Genomic DNA, 20950 nt, shown 5'->3' on the forward strand with positions numbered 1-20950 from the left:
GAGTCACGGTGATGATCACCGTGACTCGTCACGATCACCGGGTTAACGGGTTAAAGCGGACGGTGGGGCGGACGGTGAGGTGAGGCAGCGCGGACGACGTGCGGACGGTGAGGGTGACGGAGCTGATCGGCCCGCAGCTCACCCGGCGAAGGTCAAGGTCACCGCGCCGTCGGTGCCCGTGGCCGGGGCCCAACCGTGATCGGCCCGGACCCAGCCCTGGCCTCCGAATGAGGCAGAAGTGATGTCGAATTGATCGGCGTTGGCCACGGCCCACTGCACGAGCGCCCAGCCGCGCGTCCCGGAAGCCGGGATGGTGGCCGATCGGCCGTCGTCGGACACCTGAGGCTGCGCCGAGGACAACTGGTCCTGCAGGGCGGCGGACATGGCGTCGGCATCGCCGGGTTCGGCCGGTGACTTCAGCACACAGTTCAAGGCCGCGGGGGAGTGACCGGTCAGCGCCGAGGCATAGGCCCGGCCCTCGGGCTCGTGGTCTGCGTAGGCGTCGGGGAACGCCGAGCGCTGGACCCTCTGGGCGGCGACGGTGATGTCGAGGTCCTCGAAGTCCGGCACCAGCTCCTCGAGTTCCTGGTAGAAGCGGTTCGCCGCGTAGACCGGGTCCATGACCTGCTCCTCGGAGCCCCAGCCCTGGGACGGCCGCTGCTGGAACAGACCCCTCGAGTCCGGACCGGCATCGTCGCCATAGTCGATGTTGCGCAGCTTCGACTCCTGAAAGCCCGTGGCGATGCCGATGGAGGCGGCCCGGGCCGGCAGGCCACGGTCCAGGGACACTGCGGAGATCAGGGCCGCGTTGGCCGCCTGGTCGGGCGCGAGCCTGAAGGACTCTGTTCCGACGATCGCCGTGCAGTGCTCCCGGACCAGGATCTCCGAGGAATCGATGAACCGGGAGGCCACCCAGGCGCCGGCGGTCACCACGGCCAGGCAGATCACGAGGACCATCAGCGCGCGCCAGCGCCGCCGGGAACGCTTGCTCATCGGCGCAGCACGCCCGGCCCACGGTCGAGGCCGGACGGCATCAGTGGGCGTGACGCGGCAGTGTTCGGCATGCTCGGGTGACTCGGAGTCAGTTGGCGTGCAGGGCGTCGTTGAGGGCCACGGTCTGGCCCGCGCGGGGCAGGGCCTGGACCTGACCGGTGGAGGAGTCGCGGCGGAACAGCAGGTGTGGGACACCCGAGAGATCGAGGGCCTTGACGGTGGTCTCGTGGGTGGCCTCTCCGCCGGCCTGCCCCGTCTCCCCGGTGGATCCGGCACCGGAGTCCATGCGCACGGCCACCCGGGTGCCGGCCGTGATGTAGAGCCCCGCCTCGATCACGGAATCGTCGCCGACGGAGATGCCCACGCCGGAATTGGCACCCAGCAGCACCCGCTCGCCGATGGTGATCCGCTGGGATCCTCCACCGGAGAGGGTGCCCATGATGGACGCGCCGCCGCCCACGTCGGAGCCGTCGCCCACCACGACCCCGGCCGAGATCCTGCCCTCGACCATGGATGCGCCGAACGTGCCGGCGTTGAAGTTGACGAAGCCCTCATGCATCACGGTGGTGCCTTCGGCCAGATGGGCCCCGAGCCGGACCCGGTCCGCGTCGCCGATGCGCACGCCCGTGGGCACGACGTAGTCGGTCATGCGGGGGAACTTGTCCACGCCGTAGACCTGCACGGGACCGCGGGCACGCAGCCGGAGCCGTGTGGTCTCGAATCCGGCCGGCAGGCAGGGGCCGAAGTTCGTCCACACCACGTTGGCCAGGACTCCGAAGACGCCGTCCAGGTTGATGGTGTTCGGCCGCACCAGCCGGTGGGACAGCAGGTGCAGGCGCAACCAGGCGTCCAGGGCGTCTGCGGGGGCTGCGTCGAGATCGATCTGGACGGTGTGCACCTGTTGGCGGGTACCCCGATCGGCGTCGGTGACCGCCACCTCAGCCAGCTCGGCCTCCAGCCCGCCGCCGTCAATGCCGAGCACCGGGGCGGGATACCAGACATCAAGCACGGTGCCATCGTCCGCCACCGTAGCCAGGCCGACGCCCGAGGCCGTGCGCTCACTGCCCGCCTGAGCATCGTCAGCGTGGTCGGATCGGTCGGCGGACAGGCTGGAACCCGGCTGGGTGGGGGTGGAAGTCATGGGAAATATCCTACTGGCCCGGACTTAGACTGACGGGCATGAAAACCACCAGCCACGCCGCCGGGACCGAATCCGCCCATCCCGTCCCCGTCCTGCCACCCCTCGACTCGGATGTGGCGACGCTGACGGCCGCGTTGCTGGACATCCCCTCGGTCTCCGACCACGAGACCCCGCTGGCCGACGCAGTGGAGGCCGCCCTGGGCCGACTGCCGCGGTTGGAGGTTCACCGCATCGGAGACAGCGTCGTGGCGCGCACGGACTTCGGGCTGCCGGCCCGCGTCGTGCTCGCCGGGCACCTGGACACGGTGCCGCTGCCGACCACCCCCGGCGCGCGCGGGACGGTGCCCTCCACCTGGGAGTCGCCGGCCGGCGCCGCGCTCCTGCCGGCCGAAACCGGAACGTCCGAAACCGGGACGTCGGAGAGGGAGATGTCCGAAACAGGGACGGCCGGCCCGGCGGACACGGATGTGCTCTACGGCCGTGGTGCCACGGACATGAAGTCCGGGGTGGCTGTCCAGCTGGCGCTGGCCGGCTGGATCGGGCACGACGCCGGCCCTCTTCCCGAGCACGACGTCACGTGGGTGTTCTATGACCACGAGGAGGTCGGTTCCGAGCACTCGGGGCTGGCCCGGGTGGCCCGCGAGGCTCCGGAACTGGTGCAGGCCGACTTCGCCGTGCTGCTGGAGCCCACCGACGGTGTGGTGGAGGGTGGCTGCAATGGGACCAATCGTTATGTCGTCACGGTGCCCGGGGTGGCGGCCCACTCCGGGCGGGCCTGGAGGGGGGAGAACGCCATCCACGCGGCCGGGCCCCTGCTGGCGGCGCTGACCGCCTACCGGCCCGCCACCATCACGGTCGAGGGACTCGACTACCGGGAGGGCCTGAACGCGGTCCGGATCAACGGCGGGACGGCCGGCAACGTCATCCCGGACGCCTGCACCGTGGAGGTCAACTACCGGTTCGCCCCGGACAAGGACCTTGAACAGGCCCATGCCCACGTGTACGCGGTGCTGGCAGAGGCCGGCATCGGGCGTGACCGGGTGGAGATCGTGGACGAGTCGCCCTCGGCCCGGCCTGGACTGGACCGTCCGGCCGCCGCCGCCTTCGTCGCGGCCGTGGGAGGGACGCCGATGCCGAAGTACGGCTGGACAGACGTCGCTCGGTTCTCCGAACTCGGGGTGCCGGCCGTGAATTTCGGTCCCGGGGACGCCCTGCTCGCGCACACGGATGACGAACACGTCACGGCCGGTGCCGTGCGCGACTGCCTGGCCGCCCTGCGCCGGTGGCTGGTGCCGGTCGCCGGCTCGGCGTCCACGTTGTCCTGACCAGCTGCGGATCCGGTTCCGGGCCGGCGGTCGGCCCGCTGACGTGTTACTTGGCGACCGCAGTGGTGGGCACCATGGTGGTGGAGGTGGCCGGTGCAGTTTCTCCACCGGTGCGGGAGGACAGAGTGCCGGCCAGCTTCGTCGCCAGCCACGTCAGGATGAAGTTGATGACGATGAAGATCAGTGCCGCCACGACCAGCGTCTGCAGGATGTTCGAGTAGCCCGAGCCCAGCTGGCGGGAATACTGCAGCAGCTCGTAGAAGCCGATCAGGTAGCCCAAGGCGGAGTCCTTGAGGATGACCACGAACTGACTGAGCAGGGACGGCAGCATGGCGGTCAGTGCTTGCGGCACCTCCACGAGCCGCAATGACTGGTTGATCGTCATGCCGACGGCCGCCGCCGCCTCGCGCTGGCCCTTGGGCAGGGATCTCACGCCCGATCGGACCAACTCGGCGATCACGGCACCGTTGTACAGCGTCAGGCCCACGATCACGCCGTAGTAGGCGGCGTCAGCGGAGGCGATGAAGCCGGTGGGGGCCACCACGCGCGAGAAGAAGAAGTACAGGAAGAACATCATCACCAGCACCGGAACGGCGCGGAAGAACTCGACGATGACACCCGAAATACCGCGGATGATGGCGAACGGCGCCAACCGCAGGAAGCCGAAGATCAGCCCGAAGATGAGGGCCGTGACCACGGCGATGCCGGAGGACTGCAGGGTGAACTGGAGGCCCGGAAGGTAGTAGTTGGTCCAGGCGTTGGCGTTGAGGGCATTGGTCCACTGGGTGGGGGCCAGCTGACCCTGCCGGTCCAACTGCATCAGCACGAGGATGACCACCACCAGGACCACGGCGAGGGCGATCGCATTGGAGATCAGGATATTGCGCCGTGCCCTGGGTCCCGGGGCGTCGAAGAGGACGGAGGCCTGTGCCTTCATCGGACCACCGCCCATTTGTCGGAGAGCCAGGTGGTCAGGATGCCCATGGGAATCACGATGATGCAGAATCCGATCGCGATGGTGAGGAAGATGTAGATCATCAGGTCCGGGTTGAACTCGATCATGGTCCTCATCAGCCCGGAGGCCTCTGCCACGGAGGCGGCCGCGGCCACCGTGGTGTTCTTGGTCAGGGCGATGAGTGTGTTGCCCAGCGGCGTGATCGCGCCGCGCAGGGCCTGGGGGAGCACCACCAGGCGGGCGGCCGGGAGGAAGCTGAGCCCGATCGCCCTCGCGGCCTCGGCCTGGCCGAGGGGCACTGTGTTGACGCCCGAGCGGATCGCCTCGCACACGAACGCCGCGTGGTAGAGGGTCAACGAGATCACGGCGTAGATGAAGAAGTTCAGGTCGAAGTCCGAGGAGAACGTGATCTGCAGCTGGCCCCAGACGGCCAGTACGCCGAGCACCATGATGATGGTCAACGGCGTGTTGCGGACCGTGTTCACGTAGGACGTGCCGATACTCCGGAGGGAGCCGACGGGAGAAATCCGGAAGAGGGCCAGAATGGTGCCGAGGGCGAAGGAGCCGATGGCCGCCAGAAACGTCAGCCGGATGTTCATCCAGAAGGCGCCGAGGATGTCATAGTCGGCGAAGAGTTCGAGGAATCCGTTCATGAGCTTCCTGAGTCGGAGGCCGGCAGCTGGGGGGAGCTGCGGGTGCTGGCCTGAGGGAGACGACGACGGTGCGCCGGGCGGGTGCCCGGCTCACCGCCGCGTCACGGTGCGATGGTGGTGATCAGGCCTCGCAGGATTCCAGCTCCGCCTCGGGTCCGTTGTTCAACTCCTCGTCCGGCGTGTAGCCGGTGCCCTCGGTGTTGGTGGTCAGGGCCTCTTCCCAGGCGCCTTCGTCCTTCATCTTGGTGATGGCATCGTTGATGGCCTGGCATTCCTCGGAACCCTGCGGGATGCCAACGCCGTAGCGCTCCACGGTGAAGGCGTTGCCCACGACCTTGAACTTGCCGGAGTTCTCCGGGGTCGCGGCCAGGCCGGCGAGGATGATGTCGTCGGTGGTGACGGCGTCAACCTGGCCGGACTCGAGGTAGGTCACGCATTCGGCGTAGCCGCCCTGCTCCACCAGTTCCACGCCCTCGGCGTACTCGTCCTGGATGGTCTGAGCGGAGGTGGAACCGGTCACCGAGCACAGGTTCTTGCCCTCCAGGTCCTCCGGGCCGGTGATCTCGGTGTCGTCGGCGCGGACCAGCAGGTCCTGGCCGGCCACGAAGTACGGTCCGGCAAAGCCCACGCGCTCGGCGCGCTCGTCGGTGATGGAGTAGGTCGCGAAGATCATGTCGACCTCGCCGCCCTCCAGGGCGTTCTCCCGGTTGGCGGAAGGAGTCTGGACCCATTCGATCTGGTCCTCCGTGTAACCCAGCTCGGTGGCCACGTACTTGGCCACGTCCACGTCGAATCCGGTCGGATCGCCGCTGCCCTCGCGGAAGCCGAGACCCGGCTGGTCGAACTTGATGCCGATGCGGACGGAATCGCCGCCACCTGCGGTCTCACTGCCCCCGGCGTCGCCACCCTCTTCGGTGGAGGACGGCGAGCAGGCGGACAGGACGAGGGCGGCCGACGCGGCGATGGCAGCGGTGGAAAGGAGCTTCTTGCGCATTGTTCCTCCAGAGGCGGTACTGATGATGGGTGCGGTGATGCGAGTGATGAAGTGGTGACGGTGTTGGTCAGGTGGTTCAGTGGGTCAGGATCTTCCCGAGGAAGTCCTTGGCCCGGGGGTGCTGCGGATTCATGAAGAACGATTCCGGATCGGTGTCCTCGAGGATGGCACCCTGGTCCATGAAGATGACACGGTCACCGGCTTTGCGGGCGAAGCCCATCTCGTGGGTGACCACGACCATGGTCATGCCCTCGTGCGCCAGCTGGACCATCACGTCCAGGACCTCCTGGACCATCTCGGGATCCAGGGCGGACGTCGGCTCGTCGAAGAGCATCACCTTGGGCTTCATCGCCAGCGCGCGGGCGATGGCGACGCGCTGCTGCTGGCCGCCGGAGAGCTGGGCGGGCATCTTCTTGGCCTGCTGTGCGACCCCGACGCGTTCCAGCAACGCCATGGCCTCGTCGTTGGCCTGGGACTTCTTGACGCCCTTGACCTTGATCGGTCCCAGGGTCACGTTCTCCACGATCGATTTGTGGGCGAAGAGGTTGAAGGACTGGAAGACCATTCCGACGTCGGCCCGCAATTGGGCGAGCCCCTTGCCCTCTGCGGGGAGCGGCTTCCCATCGATGCGGATGGTGCCGCCCTCATCGATGGTCTCGAGGCGGTTGATGGTGCGGCAGAGCGTTGACTTGCCGGAGCCGGAGGGGCCGATGACGATCGCGACCTGCCCCTCGGGAATGGTCAGGTTGATGTCCTTCAATGCCTGGAATGAGCCGAAGTGTTTGTTGACGTTGTCGAGTTCAACGAGGGCTCGCTTCGCGGTGGAGTCGGCTGCGGGGGGATCCGTCGGGGCCGGTGTGCTCTGCGTCATAGGGGAGAGACTATAGGACAAGGTCAGACCAGATCATCAGGAGGTGGTCGTCAGGGCGCTTTTAATCCAATCGTTGCCTTTCTGAAACACTCCTTGCGCGATTCGGTCCGGGACCGGTGGTCCGGGGGCGGCGATAGGCTGGGCTCATGTCACCTCACGGCGATGCGGGCGCCTCCGCCCCGCGCATCCGGCGCGGCCCCCAAACCCTGCGCGGTGCTGCTGCCGCCGGTCCGACCTTCGACCAATTGCTGCTCCGTTCCGATGACCCGCGGTCATCGGAACGTCAGTCCACCACCACGGACGCGTGGCGGGTGCTGCGCATCCAGGGCGAGTTCGTCGAGGGCTTCGGTGCCCTGGCGGACCTGGGTCCCGCCATCTCCGTGTTCGGGTCCGCGCGCACCGGACCGGGCGCGGCCGAGTACGAGCAGGCCCGAGAGGTGGGGCGCCGACTGGCCGAGGCGGGTTTCGGCGTGGTCACCGGAGGCGGGCCCGGGGCCATGGAGGCGGCCAACCGCGGCGCCAAGGAGGCCGGAGGACTGTCGGTCGGCCTGGGCATCGAGTTGCCCCATGAGCAGGGTATGAACGACTGGGTCGACCTCGGCGTCGACTTCCGCTACTTCTTCGTGCGCAAGGTGATGTTCCTGAAGTACTCCCAGGGATTCGTGGTGGTCCCCGGTGGACTGGGCACCCTGGACGAGCTGTTCGAGGCCCTCACCCTGGTTCAGACCGGGAAGGTCACCGCCTTTCCGGTGGTGCTGCTGGGGCGGGACTTCTGGGGCCCGCTCGTGGACTGGATCAGGGACAGCCTGGTCGAGCGCGGCATGGTCAATCCCGCCGACGTGAGCTTGCTCCAGCTGGCCGACTCCCCGGAAGAGGCCGTGGACCTGGTGCTCAACACGGTGGCCGGCGGACGTTGGCCCGATCGGGAGGACTGGGACCCGGATCACCAGCGGATCACGGCGGATCACGGGTTTGCGTCGGGTGATCCCCAGTGAACGTGTTCATGGTGCTGGTCCTGGTGGCCGCCGTCGTGGTGGTGGGGCTTCTCGCCCTGGCCGTCACGGGCACCACGGGGTTCGCAGCGCCCCTCTCGGAGCCCGTGCGTGCGCTGCCGCCGGTGCTGCTGCCCCCGACTCCGGAGGCGGCAGACGTGGAGGGACTGCGCTTTTCGCCGGGACTGCGCGGATACCGCATGGACCAGGTCGACGAGGTGCTCGAGACGCTGTCCGGAGCGCTGGCCGAGCGGGATGCGGAGATCGCGAGACTGCGTCAACTGGCGGGGAGAGGCCCCGGCAAAAGCGCAGATGACGTCGTGTGATTAGCGGCACGGGGCCGAATCCGGAATAATAGGGGTGTCAAGCGCTCCGCGGGTCGCCAGGGGACGCCTTTAGCCCTGACGACCGCACGTATAGTCTTGCGGCCTCGCTGTGACGAGGGGGACCGCATCGAGAAGGGAACACAGATGGCAGCCATGAAGCCTCGTACCGGGGATGGTCCCATGGAAGTGACCAAGGAGGGCCGGAGCCTGATCATGCGCGTGCCGATCGACGGCGGCGGCCGCCTGGTGCTTGAACTCAACAAGGATGAGGCGAACGCGCTCAGGGAGTGCCTCGTCGGCGTCACCGACGCCTGACGTCCCTGACCGGCGTTGCAGGCCCGTACCAGCAAGCCCCCGGATCCACGGCCCGACGGCGGTGGCTCCGGGGGCTTTTCCCTGCCCGGGCGGATCCGGGCGGAACCGGGCGGTGGCGGTCTGGGCGCTCAGCGGCGCACCGCCAACAGCACGCCGGACCCGGTGGGGACCAGCGCGGAATGCCAGGTCTCCTCGTCCCTCAGCAGCTTGCCGGCCTCCCGGGCGGCGACGGTCGACGCCTCTCGGACGGCGGGCTTGGGGACCCGATCCTCGTCGAGGGCGTCGTTGACGATCAGCAGACCCCCGGGACGCAGCAGCCGGGCGGCCTGCTCCACGTGGAAGACCAGCGAGGCCTTGTCCGCATCGAGGAGCACCAGGTCGTAGGCCTTGCTGTTGAGCCGCGGGACCACGGTGCGGGCCCGCCCCGTGATCATGCGGGTGCGGTTGGCGGGGAACCCGCCCTCGGCGAAGCCCTCGCGGGCCGCACGCAGAGCCTCGGCATCGGGGTCGATGGTGGTCAGCATGGCGTCCCGGGTGAGACCGCGCATCAAGGCGATGCCGGAGACGCCGGCACCGGTGCCGATCTCCACCAGGGTCGCGGGGGAGCGGGTGGCGGCCAAGACGGTCAGCAGGGCGGCGGTGCCCTCGGTGACCGGCACGATCCCCAGGTCGGAGGACCGCTCCCGGGCGCGCAGGAGCACGTCGTCCTCGGCCGGACGGGACTCCGCGAATGCCCAACTGGCATGCTTGTCCGTCTGGTGGGGGCTCAGGGCCTTCATGGGGCGTGCTCGATTCTCTCGTGCGGCGGTGAAGCCGGGGGTGCCGACCAGCCATCCAGTCTACGGCGATTCAAACGACACGCTCCCATGCTCAGGCTCCTCACAGCAAAAGGGGCCAGACTGGATGGGTACGGAAAGGAGTCGACTGCAGTGATCATTCCCAACTGCACCACCCCCCTCGTGCCGCTCCCCGCACACACCTCCGGAGGGAAGGGACCGCTCTGATGGCGGTCTTCCATCCCCGGGCACGATTCGACTCCTATGTGGAGGACGCCCTCTCCCCGGCCGCCCGTGAGCGGATCTCCCTCCATCTCGAGCAGTGTGCCGCATGCCGCCACGAGGTGGAGCAGCGCCAACGCATCCTCCAGGCCGCCTCCTCTTTGTCCCGCTCTCCGGCTGCGGCCTCGACGTATCCGACGAATTCTTCCTCCCCGTCGTCTCAGTCCGACCCGACCTCACCGGCATCGCCGTGGGCGGTGCCGCCATCGCCCTCCACGTGGGCCTCTCACTCCGGGGGGTCTGCCGCCGGCGCCCGCCCGGCGGTGCCTCCCGTGCTGGAGGAACGAGAGGGCGTGGCCGGCTGGAAGGTGGTCATGGGGCTGGGAGCCGTTGGCCTGGCCGCCGCAGTGGTGCTGTCCACGGCGTGGATCGCGGGTGATCCGGAGGCCGTCGCCAGTCCGGAGGCCGGTGAGAACCTGCTCCTGCCGTCCGCCTCCGTGAGTTCCTCGGCGGAGGAGCCCGACGCCGGCGCGGCACCTGTGCCGTCCGGGTCGCCGGACGCCGAGACCGGCACCCCGGGCACGGACACCCCGGGCACCACCGACGATTCAAGTGGTTCCGCGGTGCTTTCGCCGGCCGGCGTCGGTGGACCGGCGCTGGCCCCCTCCCTCCCGTCCCCGTCGGACTCCGCCCATCCCGCTGAGGGCGAGATTTCCGCTGATGTCGCCGTGGCCGAGGCGATGGCGTTGACCCCGGAGATGATCACCGACCTGCGGCGACTGGGATGGAACGTCCCCTCACTGAACGGACTGGGACTGCGTCATGAGTCCACGGGGTGGACTGTGGAGGAGAAGACCGCCGAGGTGATGATGTCGCTCCAGGGCGAGGAGGCCTCACTGGTGCTGCACGAGTGCCGCTCGCTGGGCGAGGACGCTGGGATCCCCGGCTGTCCGCTGGCGAAGGGGGACGTCCGCGCCGCAGCCGGGGCTGGCACCGTGGCCGCGTCCGGGGAGACCCGCAGACTGCCCGTCGGCGTGGAGATGTCCGTTCTCGATCTGGGCGACGGCACGTGGACGGCCACGGCGCAGACCGCGAACGCCTCCTACACGGTGGATTCAGATCTGCCGGTGGACCGGGCCGAGCGCGTCATGACCTTGGTGGTCATCTCGGAACGGTCCCGCGTCCAGGCGGGGGAGGCACCCGACGAACGGCCTGGGGAACGCCTGGCCCGAGGTTTCGAGCGCCTCCTGCCCTGGATGGACGAGCACGAGGTCGATGCCCGATGACCGTTGCGGAGTTCGGCGCGGGCAGATGACGGACGAGCACCGGACGGGCCGTCTGACCACCTCCGGTGGCGTCCCGCCGCTCGGGTAGGCTGAGGACTTGTGACCTTCGGTATCAACGGCGCTGAGCTGATCATCCTGGCCCTGCTGGCCGTGCTCATCCTCGGACCGGAGAAGCTCCCCGAGTACGCCCGGAAGCTTACCGAATGGATCCGCAACCTGCGGCGCATGGCCGAGGGTGCCAAGACCCAGTTCAGGGAAGAGACGGGCACCGACTTCGACGAGATCGACTGGAAGAAGTACGACCCCCGCCAGTACGATCCCCGCCGCATCATCAAGGACGCCCTGGCCGACCCCGTGGACGGGGACACCTCGGGTTCAGGAGCGGCCGGCGCCTCCGGCGGGTCCGCCACGGCGGCACGGAGCGCGCGGGGTGGCCTCCGCGGTGAACTCGGCTCGGTGCGCTCCCAGCGCGACGAGCTGCGTGAGGACCTCAAGGACATGGATCCTCGGGCGTTGTTCTTCGGCAAGACCTCCAGGCGCTCGGAGTCCCGTTCCGCCGCAAACGCGGGTGCCCCTGACGGCGAACGCGCCCAGGCCGATGACCGTGTCGACGAACTGGGCGGTCCGGAAGCCTCGGGCGACGCTCGCGACAGCACCGGTGCGGGTGGCAGTGGCCGTGGCAGGAGGGGCGGTGCAGACGCAGACGCAGCAGCCGGTCAGCCGGCCGGGGCCGCCGTTGCGTCGGGTGCGTCGGTCACGTCGGTTGTTCCGCGAGGCCCGGCACCCTTCGACGTCGACGCCACGTAGCCGGGCCCCGCAGGCGACCCGATCAGTCCCGTGGTGTGACCGGCAGCTTCAGGCCGGCCAGCCCGCGCGGTCGCACGGCCAGGGCACCCGCGATGCGCCGCAGCTCGGTGCCCGCCGCGGAGTCCGGATGTTCCAGGACCACCGGGGTGCCGCCGTCGCCGTCCTCACGTAGCAGGGGGTCCAGCGGGACCGAGCCCAACAGCGGCACCTCATGACCGAGGGAGCCGGTGAGCCGGTCCGCAACAGTCTGGCCACCGCCGGAGCCGAAAAGGTCCAGGACCGTTCCATCCGGCAGGGTCATGGCCGCCATGTTCTCGATGACGCCGGCGACCTGCTGGCCCGTCTGTTCCGCGAGCTCACCCGCCCGGGCCGCGACCTGTGCCGCCGCCTGTTGCGGCGTGGTGACGATCAGCAACTCGGAGGTCGGCAGCAGCTGGGCGGCCGAGATCGCGATGTCCCCGGTACCCGGCGGCAGGTCGACCAAGAGCACGTCGAGGTCTCCCCAGTAGACGTCCGTGACGAATTGTTCGAGGGCCCGGTGCAGCATGGGCCCGCGCCAGGCGACCGGCCGGTCGGCGTCGAGGAACATGCCGATCGAGATGACCTTCACGCCCTGGGCCACCGGGGGCAGGATCATCTCGTCCACCCGGGTCGGCTTGGCCGTGGTGCCGAGCAGGCCGGGGATGGAGAAACCATGGATGTCAGCGTCCACCAGTCCGACGGAGAGACCCCGGTCCGCCAAGGCGGTGGCGAGGTTGGCCGTGACGGTGGACTTGCCGACGCCGCCCTTGCCGGAGGCGACCGCGTAGACCCGGGCGAGCGAGCCCTTCTCGAACTGGTTCTTCGGGCGGCCGGCGGTCAGCAGGTCCTTGAGCGAGGCACGCTGCTCGGCGGTCATGACGGCCATGACGACCTCGACTCCCGTGCACCCGTCCAGACCCTCCAGAGCCCGTTCCACGTCCTGCGTGATGGTGTCCCGGAGGGGGCAGCCGGCGATGGTCAGGCGGATGCCGATGGTGAGATGGCCGGCGCCGGTTGCGCCGGTGGGTGGCCCCGTCGGCTCGGCGGACTCGGTGATCGAGGCGACCATGCCCAGCTCCGTGACCGGGCGCCGGATCTCCGGGTCCAGGACTGAGCCGAGCCGGGCCCATGCGGCCCGTTCCAGGTCCGTGGTCAACGCGGGGGTGTCGAAGGTGCCAGGGCCGTCGAAGGAGCCGGGAGCGTCGGGGGTGTCGGTCATGCGGAGGGGGTGTCCTTGGGGTTGTCCTGCGAGTCGGCCAGGTCGGAGAGGTCAGCCGGGCCGGTCTGCCCGGTCTCGGCTGTTCCCTCGGCTGTCGACTCCTCTGCCTCCTCGGCGGCCATGAGGGCCAACGTGGTGGTCTGGGGGCCGTCCTCGTCGCCCTCGATGCGCTCGCGGGCCTCGCGGCTGGGCCGGTTCTTCTTCTTCTTGTGCTTCCGGGAGCTGGACCCGGTCGGTTTCGGAGCCGGGCCGGCGTCGGGATGTTGATCCATCTCGGCCAGGATCTCGGCACGCATCTTCTCCCGCACCTCGTCCTTGAGCTCCTCGGTGATTTCGGCGACGGCATCGCGCATCTCCGAGCGCACGAAGTCACGGGTGGCCACGTCCTGCAGTGCGATGCGCAGGCCGGCCAGCTCACGGGTCAGGTATTCGGTGTCCGCGAGGTTGCGTTCAGCGCGGTTGCGGTCCTCACGCAAGGAGACCTTGTCCCGGTCGTCCTGGCGATTCTGCGCCAGCAGCAGCAGGGGAGCGGCGTAGGAGGCCTGCAGGGACAACACCAGGGTCAGGGCGGTGAAGCCGATGGCGGCGGAGTCGAAGCGCCACATCTCCGGGGCGAAGGTGTTCCAGCCGAGCCAGACGGCGCAGAAGATGGTCATCCACAGCAGGAACTGGGGTGTCCCCATGAACCGGGCGAAGCCCTCCGTGGCCTCGCCGAAGGCATCAGGATTGGGGCTCAGCCGGGGCCAGCGGCGTCCCCGCGCTCCCAGCGGCGTATCGAGGCCGGCACGGCGCGGGCCGGTGGTCTCCGGGTTCTTGTCCGCCATCAGGACACCTCCTCAGGATCGTCCATGCTGCGCCAGTCATCGGGCAACAGGTGGTCCAGCACGTCGTCCACGGTGACGGCGCCGACCACCCGGTGGTGCTCGTTGACCACTGGGATGCAGGTCAGGTTGTAGGTGGCCAGTTCACGGGTCACGGCCGGCAGGGGCATGAGGTCGGAGACCGGCTCGAGGTCCTTGTCCAGGATGTTCCCCAGCGGCTCCGGCGGGGGATACCGCAGCAGGCGCTGGAAATGCACCACGCCGAGGTAGCGGCCCGTGGGCGTCTCCAGCGGCGGCCGGGCCACGATCACCAGCGAGGCCATGGCCGGGGTGAACTCCTGCTGACGGATGTTCGCCAGGGCCTCGGCCACCGTGGCCTCTGGCGGCATGATGACGGGGACCGGCGTCATGACCGAGCCGGCGGTGTTCTCCTCGTACTCCATCAGGCGGCGGACATCGTCCGCGTCCTCGGGTTCCATGAGCTCCAGCAGCAGTTCCTGCTGGGAGTCCGAGAGCTCGTGGAGGAGGTCGGCGGCGTCGTCCGGGTCCATCTCCTCCAGCACATCGGCGGCGCGCTCGATGTCCAGATTGGAGATGATCTCCACCTGGTCGTCGTCCGGGAGCTCCTGGAGCACGTCCGCCAGGCGCCCGTCTTGCAGCTCGGCGGCCACCTCGACCCGGCGTTTGGTGGTCATCTCGTGCAGGACATCGGCCAGGTCCGCGGCCTTGAGGTCCTCATGGGCGGCCACGAAGCTGGACGCCCCCTGAGGTTCCTCGCGGGCGGCCCAGCGGGCCCCGCCCCACCCCACCAGCAGGTGCTCGCCCCGGACGCGGCCGAAGGCGCTGCGGCCGGCATTCCGCCGGACATAGAGGTCGCTGACCAGCCAGTCACCATTGCGCTGCTGTTCCAGGCCCAGGTCCTCGAGCACGGCCGGCCCGGAACCGTCGGCGAGGGTGACGCGGCGGTCGAAGAGGTCGGCCGCCACCATCAACTCGGCGCCGCGCCGCTCGAAGCGGCGCAGATTGATCAGGCCGGTGGTGATGATCTGCCCGGCGCCCAGTGAGGTGACCCGGGTCATCGGCACGAACACGCGCTTCTTGCCCGGCACCTCGATGACGATCCCGACGGCGACCGGCGGTTGGCCCGGTCCGCGCTCGGTGACGACGGCGTCGCGCATGCGGCCCAGACGGTCACCCAGGGGGTCGAACACGTCCAGGCCCAGCAGGCGGGCGACGAAGATCTTCGGGGCATTCACCCGTCCAGCCTAGTCGGCCGGGCCGGGCCGTGTTCCCTGGCGTCCACCCACTGATTCGCGCGCCTCCTTACGCCGGTGGCGGAGAATCCGGGTGCTGTGATGACCCGCACCGGCACGAGCGGCACAATGGAGCCCATGTCCATGCTCTTCGGTCCCACGTCCTCCGACCCCTCGGTCAGCGGCCTGCCCCGCGGTGAGGTGCTGGCGTCCTTCCCCACCTACGCGGAGGCCCGGAAGGTCGTGGACCGACTGGCCGAGCAGGAGTTCGACGTCCGCACGGTGTCGGTCGTCGGCACCGACCTGCGCACCGTCGAGCGGATCCGCAACCGCCTGACCTACCCGTCCGTGGCCCTGCGATCGGCCATCCAGGGTGCCTTCTTCGGCGTGATGCTCGGCATCCTGATGACCCTGATCGACCCCTCCGGATCCGGGTTCCAGATCCTGTACACGGTGGGTCTCGGCGTGGCCATCTGGGTGCTCTTCGGCGTGATCGGACACGCGCTGCGCAAGGGCCGCGGCGTGAACTCGGTCCAACAGCTGGTCCCCTCCAACTTCGACGTGGTCTGTGAGTTCGAGACCTCGCACCAGGCCAGGCAGCTGCTGGGCCGCCCGGGTCAGACCCCGGCACCGGCAGCGCCGACCCCCGCCCCGCCGGTCAACCAGGCGGCCGCATCGCGGCCTCCGGCCAGCCCGTCTCCCACCAGTCAATCCCCGGCCAGCCCGGCGCCCGTTCAGGAGCCCGCCGCCCACCAGGACCCGACGCCGGCCGCCCGCGCCGCGGAGACCGCACCGGTGCCGTCGGGGCCGGAGACCGAGGCTCCCTCCCGCAACGGCACGTTCCCGGACTTGCCGGATGGCCGCCCCCAATACGGGGTGCGGCTGCCGGAGGATGAGGCGAAGGCCGTCCAGGAACGCATCCTCAGCGAGAATGCCGCCAAGAACGCTCCGGGCGGCCAGGCCGCGGCGTCCTTCGAGGCCCCGGCCTACGGCCAGCAGGACCAGCAGGACCAGCAGGAGCCGGGCCGCGGCGGCCGTGCCCGCGGCTCCGGACGCCGCTCCGACCGCAACCGTCCCGTCGACGGTGCAACCGCGCCGACAGCCGACGGCGGCCGGCCGACGTCGGGCACCGGTTCCGCGGAACAGGACCAGGACCACAACACGCCCGCGGCGCCCGGCGGGACCGGGCCGGGGGAACCCGGCGCGAGCGAGCCGGGGGCCTTCGAGCGGCCGGCCTACGGACGCCGGGCGGCCGTGGACCAGCCCGAGGCCGATCAGCCGGACACGCCTCAGGACGAGCCCGAGCGGCGCGACTGAACGGCTGCCGGGTCCGTCAGCCGAGGAGCCGGGTCATCCAGGCCTCCACCTCGTCGGGGGTGCGCGGCAGGGCGGCAGAGAGGTTCTCGGCGCCCTCGTCCGTGACGTAGATGTCGTCCTCGATGCGCACGCCGATGCCGCGGTACTCCTCCGGCACCGCCAGGTCCTCGTTCTTGAAGTACAGACCGGGCTCGATCGTGAAGACCATACCTGGGACGATCTCGGCGTCCAGGTAGAGCTCACGCTTGGCCTGCGCACAGTCGTGCACGTCCAGGCCCAGGTGGTGGCTGGTGCCGTGCGGCATCCATCGCCGGTGCTGCTGGCCCTCGGGGGAGAGGGCCTCCTCCACGGAGACGGGCAGCAGGCCCCACTCGTGCAGCCGCTCGGCCAGCACCTGCATGGCGGTGGTGTGGATGTCCCTGAACCTCAGGCCGGGCTTCACGGCGGCGAAGGCGGCGTCGGCGGCCTCGAGGACGGCCTGGTAGATGGTGCGCTGGATCGGCGAGAACGTTCCGTCGACCGGCAGGGTGCGGGTGATGTCGGCCGTGTAGAGGGAGTCCGCCTCCACGCCGGCGTCCACGAGGATCAGGTCCCCGGAGCGCACCTCGCCGTTGTTGCGGATCCAGTGCAGCACGGTGGCGTTGTTGCCGGAGGCCGCGATGGTGTCATAGCCCAGGTCATTGCCCTCGAGGCGGGCCCGGGAGAAGAACGCCCCCTCCACGATCCTCTCGCCGCGTTCGTGGCCGCGGGCGGCGGGCAGGACGCGGACGATGTCCTCGAAGCCGGCGATGGTGGCCGCCACGGAGCCGCGCAGCTCCTCGATCTCCCAGCCGTCCTTGACCAGGCGCAGCTCGGAGAGGAACTCGGTGAGTTGGGCGTCCAGGCCGTCCGAGAACTCCAGATCCACCCCGGTGTTGATGCGAGAGGTGTCCACCAGGGCCTCGACGTCCAGGTCGGAGCCGCGCAACAGGCGGATGCGGACCCCTCCGATCTCCACGGCACCGGCATTCTTGGTGACGGCGACCTCCAGCTCGGACAGGTCGGCAGTGCGGATTCCGGTGCGGGCCTGGAGCCCGCCGAGGGTGGGACGTGTGCCGATCCAGAACTCACCGGTGCGGGCGTTGGAGTAGAACTCCTCGGAATCGCGACCGGCCATGGGGCGGAAGTACAGGGTGGCCTCGTGATGCCCGCCATGGTCACCGGCGCCGTGATCTACCGGTTCCATGACGAGGGTGGCCTCCGGCTCGTGGTCCACGCCCAGGCCGGTCAGGTGGGCGAAGGCGGAGTGGGCGCGGAAACGGTAGTCGGTGTCGTTGGAGCGGACCTTGAGCGCTCCGGCCGGGATGACGAGACGTTCGCCCTCGAACCCCTCGGACAGGGCCTTGCGGCGCCGGGCGGCGAACGGGGCGGAGGCATCCGGCAGGACCGGCGTGGTCTCGGCGGGGGCCCAGCTGGAGCCCATGAACCGCTTGAACGCGTCCGAGGTCGGCTTCTGGGACCGGTTGTTCACGCGGTCTTCTACGGGCTGGTCGGCTGCGGCGCTGGCCTGGTCGGCGGGCGCGGTCTGGTCGGTGGGCCGGGGTGTTTCGTCGTTCATGGTTTCCATCATTCCACTCATCGCCGCGTTCTTCCCCGCGAGCCCGGGGCGGTTGGCTAGTCTGGGGGTCATGCCGTTCGACCTGCACACGCATTCCCACATCTCGGATGGCACCGAACCGCCCGCGGACGTGGTGCGGGCCGCTGCCGGCGCCGGCCTGACCGGCCTGGCCCTGACCGACCATGACACCACCGCCGGCTGGTCCGAGGCCGCCCACGCGGCGGTGGAGACGGGCCTGACGTTCATCCCCGGCATGGAGGTCTCCTGCGTCTCGGACACCGGCATCAGCGTGCATCTGTTGTCCTACCTGCACGATCCCCTGGCGCCAGGGCTCAATGAGGAGATCGGCCGGGCCCGGACCTCCCGGCTCATGCGGGCCCAGCGCATGGTCAGGCGACTGGGAGAGGACTACCCCATCACGTGGGAGATGGTGCTGGCCCACGCCACCCCGGACGCCACGATCGGCCGGCCGCACATCGCCGACGCCCTGGTCACCGCAGGCGTGATCCGGGACCGCTCGGCCGCCTTCACCTCGATCCTCACCCCCCGCTCGCCCTACTACGTGGGCCACTACGCCCCGGACCCGGTGGACGCCGTCCGCCTGGTGCTCGAGGCCGGGGGCGTGCCGGTCTTCGCCCACCCCATGGCGTCCATGCGGGGCCGCGTCATCGGCATGGGGCTGTTCCGCGAGATGATCGGCGCCGGGCTGGCCGGCATCGAGGTCTTCCACCGGGACAATCCGGATGAGGCCCGGCGCACCCTGCGGCTCCTCGCCCGGGAGCACGATCTCTTCATCACCGGTTCCTCCGATTACCACGGAACCGGTAAGCCCAACCGGATCGGCGAGAACACGACTCCCGACGAGGTGGTCGCCCGACTGGAGGAGCAGGCCACGGGCACGGAGGTCATCCGGCCGTGACCGCGCCCGTGATCCGGGCTGTGGCGGTGGCTTAGCCGATCCGGGCCGCGAGGGCCGCGGTCTGCTCCGGGTCCAGCACCGCGGCCGGATGTGGTCCGGCCGTCAGCAGCCCGGTGCGGAGGTCCGCCTGGTCCGGTCCATCGAGAGCGGCGCCGGCAGCCAGGACCGCGTTGCCGGCCTGCAGGCGGTCCAGCATCGTCGCGTCGGCCAGGGTCCAGGCACCGGACAGTCCCGCATGCGCGGCGGCGTTCTCCAGGGCCTGGGCCTGACCGGCCAGGAATCGCAGGCCCGTGTCATCCCCGATGTTCACCAGCAGCACGCCGGACTCCAACAGAAGCCCCAGCAGCTCGCCGTAGAACTCGCTGCCCGTGAGATGGACGGCGGCGTCCACCGCGGTGTAGATGTCCAGGATGACGGCGTCGAACCTGCGGCCCTCCAGGCGGGTGAGTTCGGCGCGGGCGTCTCCGATGACCACGGTCAGGTCCGTCCCCTCCGGCAGGGGCAGGGCGGAGCAGACCAGCGTCGGCAGCTCGCGGTCGAGGTCCACCACCGTCTGGACGGATCCGGGACGGGTCTGCTGGACGTAGCGGGGCAGGGTGAGCGCACCCGCGCCCAGATGCAGGATGCGCAGGGGCCGGTGGCCCGGCCAGACGGCATCGAGGACGTTGGCCACCCGGCGCAGGTACTCGTAGCGGATCCGGGTGGGGTCATGCAGATCGACATGGGACTGGACCGCTCCCCCGATCTCCAGCACCCAGCCGGCGTCGTGCTCGTCCGGGAGGATCCGGGCCTGCTCGCCGCTCACACTCAGCTGGAGGCTACGGCGGGTGGGTTGGAACACGTCAGGGTCGGCCATCACGCCATTCTGACAGGCGCACGGCGCTCAGAGGTGGTCGGCCAGCCGGCGGCGCATGACCTCGAGGGCCTCGGGGTTCTGGTCCACGAGCACGAAGCGCCGCTCCAATGCCGCTGCGGCGGCCCCGAGAGTGCCGGAGCCGGCGAAGAAGTCGAGCACCCAGTCGTCCCGGCGGGACGACGCTGCCACCATCCGCTTGAGCAGGCCCACCGGCTTCTGGGTCGGATAGCCGGTCTTCTCCTTGCCGGTGGGGGAGACGATCGTGTGCCACCAGACGTCGGTGGGCAGTTTGCCGCGGGCGACTTTCTCCGGGGTCACGAGCCCGGGTGCCATGTACGGCTCCCGATCGACCTCTTCGGAGTCGAACCAGTAGCCCTTGGGGTCCTTGACGTAGACCAGGATCGTGTCGTGCTTGCTCGGCCACCTCCGCTTGGACCGGCCGCCGAAGTCGTAGGCCCAGATGATCTCGTTGAGGAAGCACTCCCGGCCGAAGATCACATCCAGCATGACCTTGGCATAGTGCACCTCCCGGTAGTCCAGGTGCAGGTAGAGGGTGCCGTCATCGGCCAGGAGTCGCCAGGCCTCGCGCAACCGGGGTTCGAGGAACTCCCAGTAGTCGGCGAAGGCGTCGTCGTAGGAGGCCAGGGCGCCCTTGATGGTCTTGTAGCTCTGCCCGCCGAAGCCGACCCGGTCCGATTCCCCCGCGACGGCACGGACCATGGACATCTGCTGACGCCGTTGGGCCCGCCCCGTGTTGAACGGGGGATCCAGGTAGACCAGGGTGAACGCGCCGTCCGGCAGTGAGGGCAGGAACTCGAGGTTCTCCGCCCCCACCACCAGATTGGGGCCGTCCGGCCGGAACTCATCCACAGAGGTCACGGTAGTCGGGGCCTGTCACCGTGCCGGGGCGTCTGCACCCGGTGAGAAATGCACCGCCGGGCCGTCACTCGCCGGAAGGTGCCTGACCGCCGGTGGCCTCGCCACCCTGCACCACGCTGCCGTTCTTGCGGCGCGTGCGGGAGCGGCTCCGCGAGCGGCTGCGCGTGGCACCGCCCTCGGCGGCGGTCCCGGAGGCATCGGCGGAACCACGACGCCGGCCCGCACCCGCGGAGCGCGTCTCACCCGAGTCGCCCTCGCGCGGAGCGCGCTCCCTGCGGTCCTCACCGGAGCGCTCGCGGTTCTCGCCCGAACGCTCGCGGTTCTCGCCCGAACGCTCGCGGTTCTCGCCCGAACGCTCGCGGGCCTCGCCGGAGCGTCCGCGGCCCCGGCCGCCCTCGCGACCACCATCCCG

The 20950-nt window shown here is 69.7% G+C and carries 21 protein-coding genes and 1 pseudogene; 8 read left to right on the forward strand and 14 right to left on the reverse strand.

Annotated elements, in window-relative coordinates; all coding sequences use genetic code 11:
- Window positions 1-138 precede the first annotated feature (138 nt).
- The gene (locus RUH65_RS10485; protein ID WP_313817348.1) at window positions 139-993 is read right to left on the reverse strand and encodes a hypothetical protein; all 855 of its coding nucleotides are present in this window, start codon (window positions 991-993) and stop codon (window positions 139-141) included.
- Window positions 994-1081: 88 nt separating this feature from the next.
- Window positions 1082-2134: a 2,3,4,5-tetrahydropyridine-2,6-dicarboxylate N-succinyltransferase gene (gene dapD, locus RUH65_RS10490; protein ID WP_313817350.1), complete on the reverse strand. Its 1053-nt coding sequence runs from the start codon at window positions 2132-2134 to the stop codon at window positions 1082-1084.
- A gap of 38 nt (window positions 2135-2172) precedes the next feature.
- Here dapD and dapE point away from each other — a divergent pair, with 38 nt between their 5' ends.
- Window positions 2173-3459 (forward strand): succinyl-diaminopimelate desuccinylase, encoded by a 1287-nt coding sequence (dapE, locus tag RUH65_RS10495; protein ID WP_313817351.1) that lies wholly within the window; start codon window positions 2173-2175, stop codon window positions 3457-3459.
- A 46-nt stretch (window positions 3460-3505) separates the two neighbouring features.
- On the opposite strand, the gene RUH65_RS10500 is transcribed toward dapE, so the two are convergent.
- The 4 genes from RUH65_RS10500 to RUH65_RS10515 all read right to left on the reverse strand — a co-directional run bounded on the left by RUH65_RS10500 (window position 3506) and on the right by RUH65_RS10515 (window position 6932).
- Complete coding sequence (locus RUH65_RS10500; protein ID WP_313817352.1) at window positions 3506-4396, reverse strand: amino acid ABC transporter permease; 891 nt, start codon at window positions 4394-4396, stop codon at window positions 3506-3508.
- Complete coding sequence (locus RUH65_RS10505) at window positions 4393-5067, reverse strand: ABC transporter permease subunit (RefSeq protein WP_313817353.1); 675 nt, start codon at window positions 5065-5067, stop codon at window positions 4393-4395. Before RUH65_RS10505 ends, RUH65_RS10500 begins: the two co-directional genes overlap by 4 nt.
- A gap of 121 nt (window positions 5068-5188) precedes the next feature.
- A complete protein-coding gene (locus RUH65_RS10510) occupies window positions 5189-6061 on the reverse strand; it encodes a glutamate ABC transporter substrate-binding protein (RefSeq protein WP_313817354.1) in 873 nt (290 codons plus the stop codon).
- Between the two features lie 76 nt (window positions 6062-6137).
- A complete protein-coding gene (locus RUH65_RS10515; RefSeq protein WP_313817355.1) occupies window positions 6138-6932 on the reverse strand; it encodes an amino acid ABC transporter ATP-binding protein in 795 nt (264 codons plus the stop codon).
- 146 nt (window positions 6933-7078) lie between these two features.
- Here RUH65_RS10515 and RUH65_RS10520 point away from each other — a divergent pair, with 146 nt between their 5' ends.
- The 3 genes from RUH65_RS10520 to RUH65_RS10530 all read left to right on the forward strand — a co-directional run bounded on the left by RUH65_RS10520 (window position 7079) and on the right by RUH65_RS10530 (window position 8565).
- On the forward strand, window positions 7079-7927 hold the full coding sequence (locus RUH65_RS10520; protein ID WP_313817356.1) for a TIGR00730 family Rossman fold protein: 849 nt from the start codon (window positions 7079-7081) through the stop codon (window positions 7925-7927).
- Window positions 7924-8250, forward strand: coding sequence for a DivIVA domain-containing protein (locus RUH65_RS10525; RefSeq protein WP_313817357.1), 327 nt, complete (start codon window positions 7924-7926; stop codon window positions 8248-8250). The genes RUH65_RS10520 and RUH65_RS10525 overlap by 4 nt, the downstream gene beginning before the upstream one ends.
- Window positions 8251-8394: 144 nt before the next feature.
- A complete protein-coding gene (locus RUH65_RS10530; RefSeq protein ID WP_115931645.1) occupies window positions 8395-8565 on the forward strand; it encodes a DUF3117 domain-containing protein in 171 nt (56 codons plus the stop codon).
- 128 nt (window positions 8566-8693) lie between these two features.
- On the opposite strand, the gene RUH65_RS10535 is transcribed toward RUH65_RS10530, so the two are convergent.
- A complete protein-coding gene (locus RUH65_RS10535) occupies window positions 8694-9344 on the reverse strand; it encodes a class I SAM-dependent methyltransferase (RefSeq protein ID WP_313817359.1) in 651 nt (216 codons plus the stop codon).
- A 224-nt stretch (window positions 9345-9568) separates the two neighbouring features.
- Between RUH65_RS10535 and RUH65_RS10540 the strand changes: the two genes are divergently transcribed.
- Both RUH65_RS10540 and RUH65_RS10545 read left to right on the forward strand, forming a co-directional pair.
- Window positions 9569-10849, forward strand: coding sequence for a zf-HC2 domain-containing protein (locus tag RUH65_RS10540; protein WP_313817361.1), 1281 nt, complete (start codon window positions 9569-9571; stop codon window positions 10847-10849).
- A gap of 99 nt (window positions 10850-10948) precedes the next feature.
- Window positions 10949-11656, forward strand: coding sequence for a twin-arginine translocase TatA/TatE family subunit (locus RUH65_RS10545; protein ID WP_313817363.1), 708 nt, complete (start codon window positions 10949-10951; stop codon window positions 11654-11656).
- A 22-nt stretch (window positions 11657-11678) separates the two neighbouring features.
- Here RUH65_RS10545 and RUH65_RS10550 read toward each other — a convergent pair whose 3' ends face one another.
- Genes RUH65_RS10550 through RUH65_RS10560 form a run of 3 tightly spaced genes read right to left on the reverse strand, consistent with a single transcriptional unit; the run spans window position 11679 to window position 14973 of the window.
- The gene (locus RUH65_RS10550) at window positions 11679-12896 is read right to left on the reverse strand and encodes an Mrp/NBP35 family ATP-binding protein (protein WP_313817365.1); all 1218 of its coding nucleotides are present in this window, start codon (window positions 12894-12896) and stop codon (window positions 11679-11681) included.
- Window positions 12893-13720 carry a DUF1003 domain-containing protein gene (locus tag RUH65_RS10555; protein WP_313817366.1) on the reverse strand — a complete coding sequence of 276 codons (828 nt, stop codon included), beginning with the start codon at window positions 13718-13720 and terminating at the stop codon, window positions 12893-12895. The genes RUH65_RS10550 and RUH65_RS10555 overlap by 4 nt, the downstream gene beginning before the upstream one ends.
- The gene (locus RUH65_RS10560) at window positions 13720-14973 is read right to left on the reverse strand and encodes a magnesium transporter MgtE N-terminal domain-containing protein (protein ID WP_313817367.1); all 1254 of its coding nucleotides are present in this window, start codon (window positions 14971-14973) and stop codon (window positions 13720-13722) included. Before RUH65_RS10560 ends, RUH65_RS10555 begins: the two co-directional genes overlap by 1 nt.
- Before the next feature lie 135 nt (window positions 14974-15108).
- Between RUH65_RS10560 and RUH65_RS10565 the strand changes: the two genes are divergently transcribed.
- A complete protein-coding gene (locus RUH65_RS10565) occupies window positions 15109-16287 on the forward strand; it encodes a general stress protein (RefSeq protein WP_313817368.1) in 1179 nt (392 codons plus the stop codon).
- A gap of 16 nt (window positions 16288-16303) precedes the next feature.
- Here RUH65_RS10565 and RUH65_RS10570 read toward each other — a convergent pair whose 3' ends face one another.
- Complete coding sequence (locus tag RUH65_RS10570) at window positions 16304-17884, reverse strand: aminopeptidase P family protein (RefSeq protein WP_313817369.1); 1581 nt, start codon at window positions 17882-17884, stop codon at window positions 16304-16306.
- Window positions 17885-17954: 70 nt separating this feature from the next.
- Here RUH65_RS10570 and RUH65_RS10575 point away from each other — a divergent pair, with 70 nt between their 5' ends.
- Window positions 17955-18803, forward strand: a complete 849-nt coding sequence (locus RUH65_RS10575) for a PHP domain-containing protein (RefSeq protein ID WP_313817370.1) — start codon at window positions 17955-17957, stop codon at window positions 18801-18803.
- 31 nt (window positions 18804-18834) lie between these two features.
- Here RUH65_RS10575 and RUH65_RS10580 read toward each other — a convergent pair whose 3' ends face one another.
- The 3 genes and pseudogenes from RUH65_RS10580 to RUH65_RS10590 form a co-directional block, all read right to left on the reverse strand.
- Window positions 18835-19659 (reverse strand): fused MFS/spermidine synthase, encoded by an 825-nt coding sequence (locus RUH65_RS10580; protein WP_313817371.1) that lies wholly within the window; start codon window positions 19657-19659, stop codon window positions 18835-18837.
- A gap of 27 nt (window positions 19660-19686) precedes the next feature.
- Window positions 19687-20538 carry a DNA-methyltransferase gene (locus RUH65_RS10585; protein ID WP_396180037.1) on the reverse strand — a complete coding sequence of 284 codons (852 nt, stop codon included), beginning with the start codon at window positions 20536-20538 and terminating at the stop codon, window positions 19687-19689.
- A 64-nt stretch (window positions 20539-20602) separates the two neighbouring features.
- Window positions 20603-20950 (reverse strand): annotated as a pseudogene (locus tag RUH65_RS10590) (ATP-dependent helicase); the annotation flags it as partial.

Origin of the sequence: Citricoccus sp. (assembly GCF_032154715.1) — a bacterium.
Taxonomy (GTDB): domain Bacteria; phylum Actinomycetota; class Actinomycetes; order Actinomycetales; family Micrococcaceae; genus Citricoccus.

Excerpts from the sequence above, each read along its gene's own strand:
- RUH65_RS10485 (WP_313817348.1), bottom strand. The coding sequence starts at position 993 with ATGAGCAAGCGTTCCCGGCGGCGCTGGCGCGCGCTGATGGTCCTCGTG.
- dapD (WP_313817350.1), bottom strand. The coding sequence starts at position 2,134 with ATGACTTCCACCCCCACCCAGCCGGGTTCCAGCCTGTCCGCCGACCGA.
- dapE (WP_313817351.1), top strand. The coding sequence starts at position 2,173 with ATGAAAACCACCAGCCACGCCGCCGGGACCGAATCCGCCCATCCCGTC.
- RUH65_RS10500 (WP_313817352.1), bottom strand. The coding sequence starts at position 4,396 with ATGAAGGCACAGGCCTCCGTCCTCTTCGACGCCCCGGGACCCAGGGCA.
- RUH65_RS10505 (WP_313817353.1), bottom strand. The coding sequence starts at position 5,067 with ATGAACGGATTCCTCGAACTCTTCGCCGACTATGACATCCTCGGCGCC.
- RUH65_RS10510 (WP_313817354.1), bottom strand. The coding sequence starts at position 6,061 with ATGCGCAAGAAGCTCCTTTCCACCGCTGCCATCGCCGCGTCGGCCGCC.
- RUH65_RS10515 (WP_313817355.1), bottom strand. The coding sequence starts at position 6,932 with ATGACGCAGAGCACACCGGCCCCGACGGATCCCCCCGCAGCCGACTCC.
- RUH65_RS10520 (WP_313817356.1), top strand. The coding sequence starts at position 7,079 with ATGTCACCTCACGGCGATGCGGGCGCCTCCGCCCCGCGCATCCGGCGC.
- RUH65_RS10530 (WP_115931645.1), top strand. The coding sequence starts at position 8,395 with ATGGCAGCCATGAAGCCTCGTACCGGGGATGGTCCCATGGAAGTGACC.
- RUH65_RS10535 (WP_313817359.1), bottom strand. The coding sequence starts at position 9,344 with ATGAAGGCCCTGAGCCCCCACCAGACGGACAAGCATGCCAGTTGGGCA.
- RUH65_RS10540 (WP_313817361.1), top strand. The coding sequence starts at position 9,569 with ATGGCGGTCTTCCATCCCCGGGCACGATTCGACTCCTATGTGGAGGAC.
- RUH65_RS10550 (WP_313817365.1), bottom strand. The coding sequence starts at position 12,896 with ATGACCGACACCCCCGACGCTCCCGGCTCCTTCGACGGCCCTGGCACC.
- RUH65_RS10555 (WP_313817366.1), bottom strand. The coding sequence starts at position 13,720 with ATGGCGGACAAGAACCCGGAGACCACCGGCCCGCGCCGTGCCGGCCTC.
- RUH65_RS10565 (WP_313817368.1), top strand. The coding sequence starts at position 15,109 with ATGTCCATGCTCTTCGGTCCCACGTCCTCCGACCCCTCGGTCAGCGGC.
- RUH65_RS10570 (WP_313817369.1), bottom strand. The coding sequence starts at position 17,884 with ATGAACGACGAAACACCCCGGCCCACCGACCAGACCGCGCCCGCCGAC.
- RUH65_RS10575 (WP_313817370.1), top strand. The coding sequence starts at position 17,955 with ATGCCGTTCGACCTGCACACGCATTCCCACATCTCGGATGGCACCGAA.
- RUH65_RS10580 (WP_313817371.1), bottom strand. The coding sequence starts at position 19,659 with ATGGCCGACCCTGACGTGTTCCAACCCACCCGCCGTAGCCTCCAGCTG.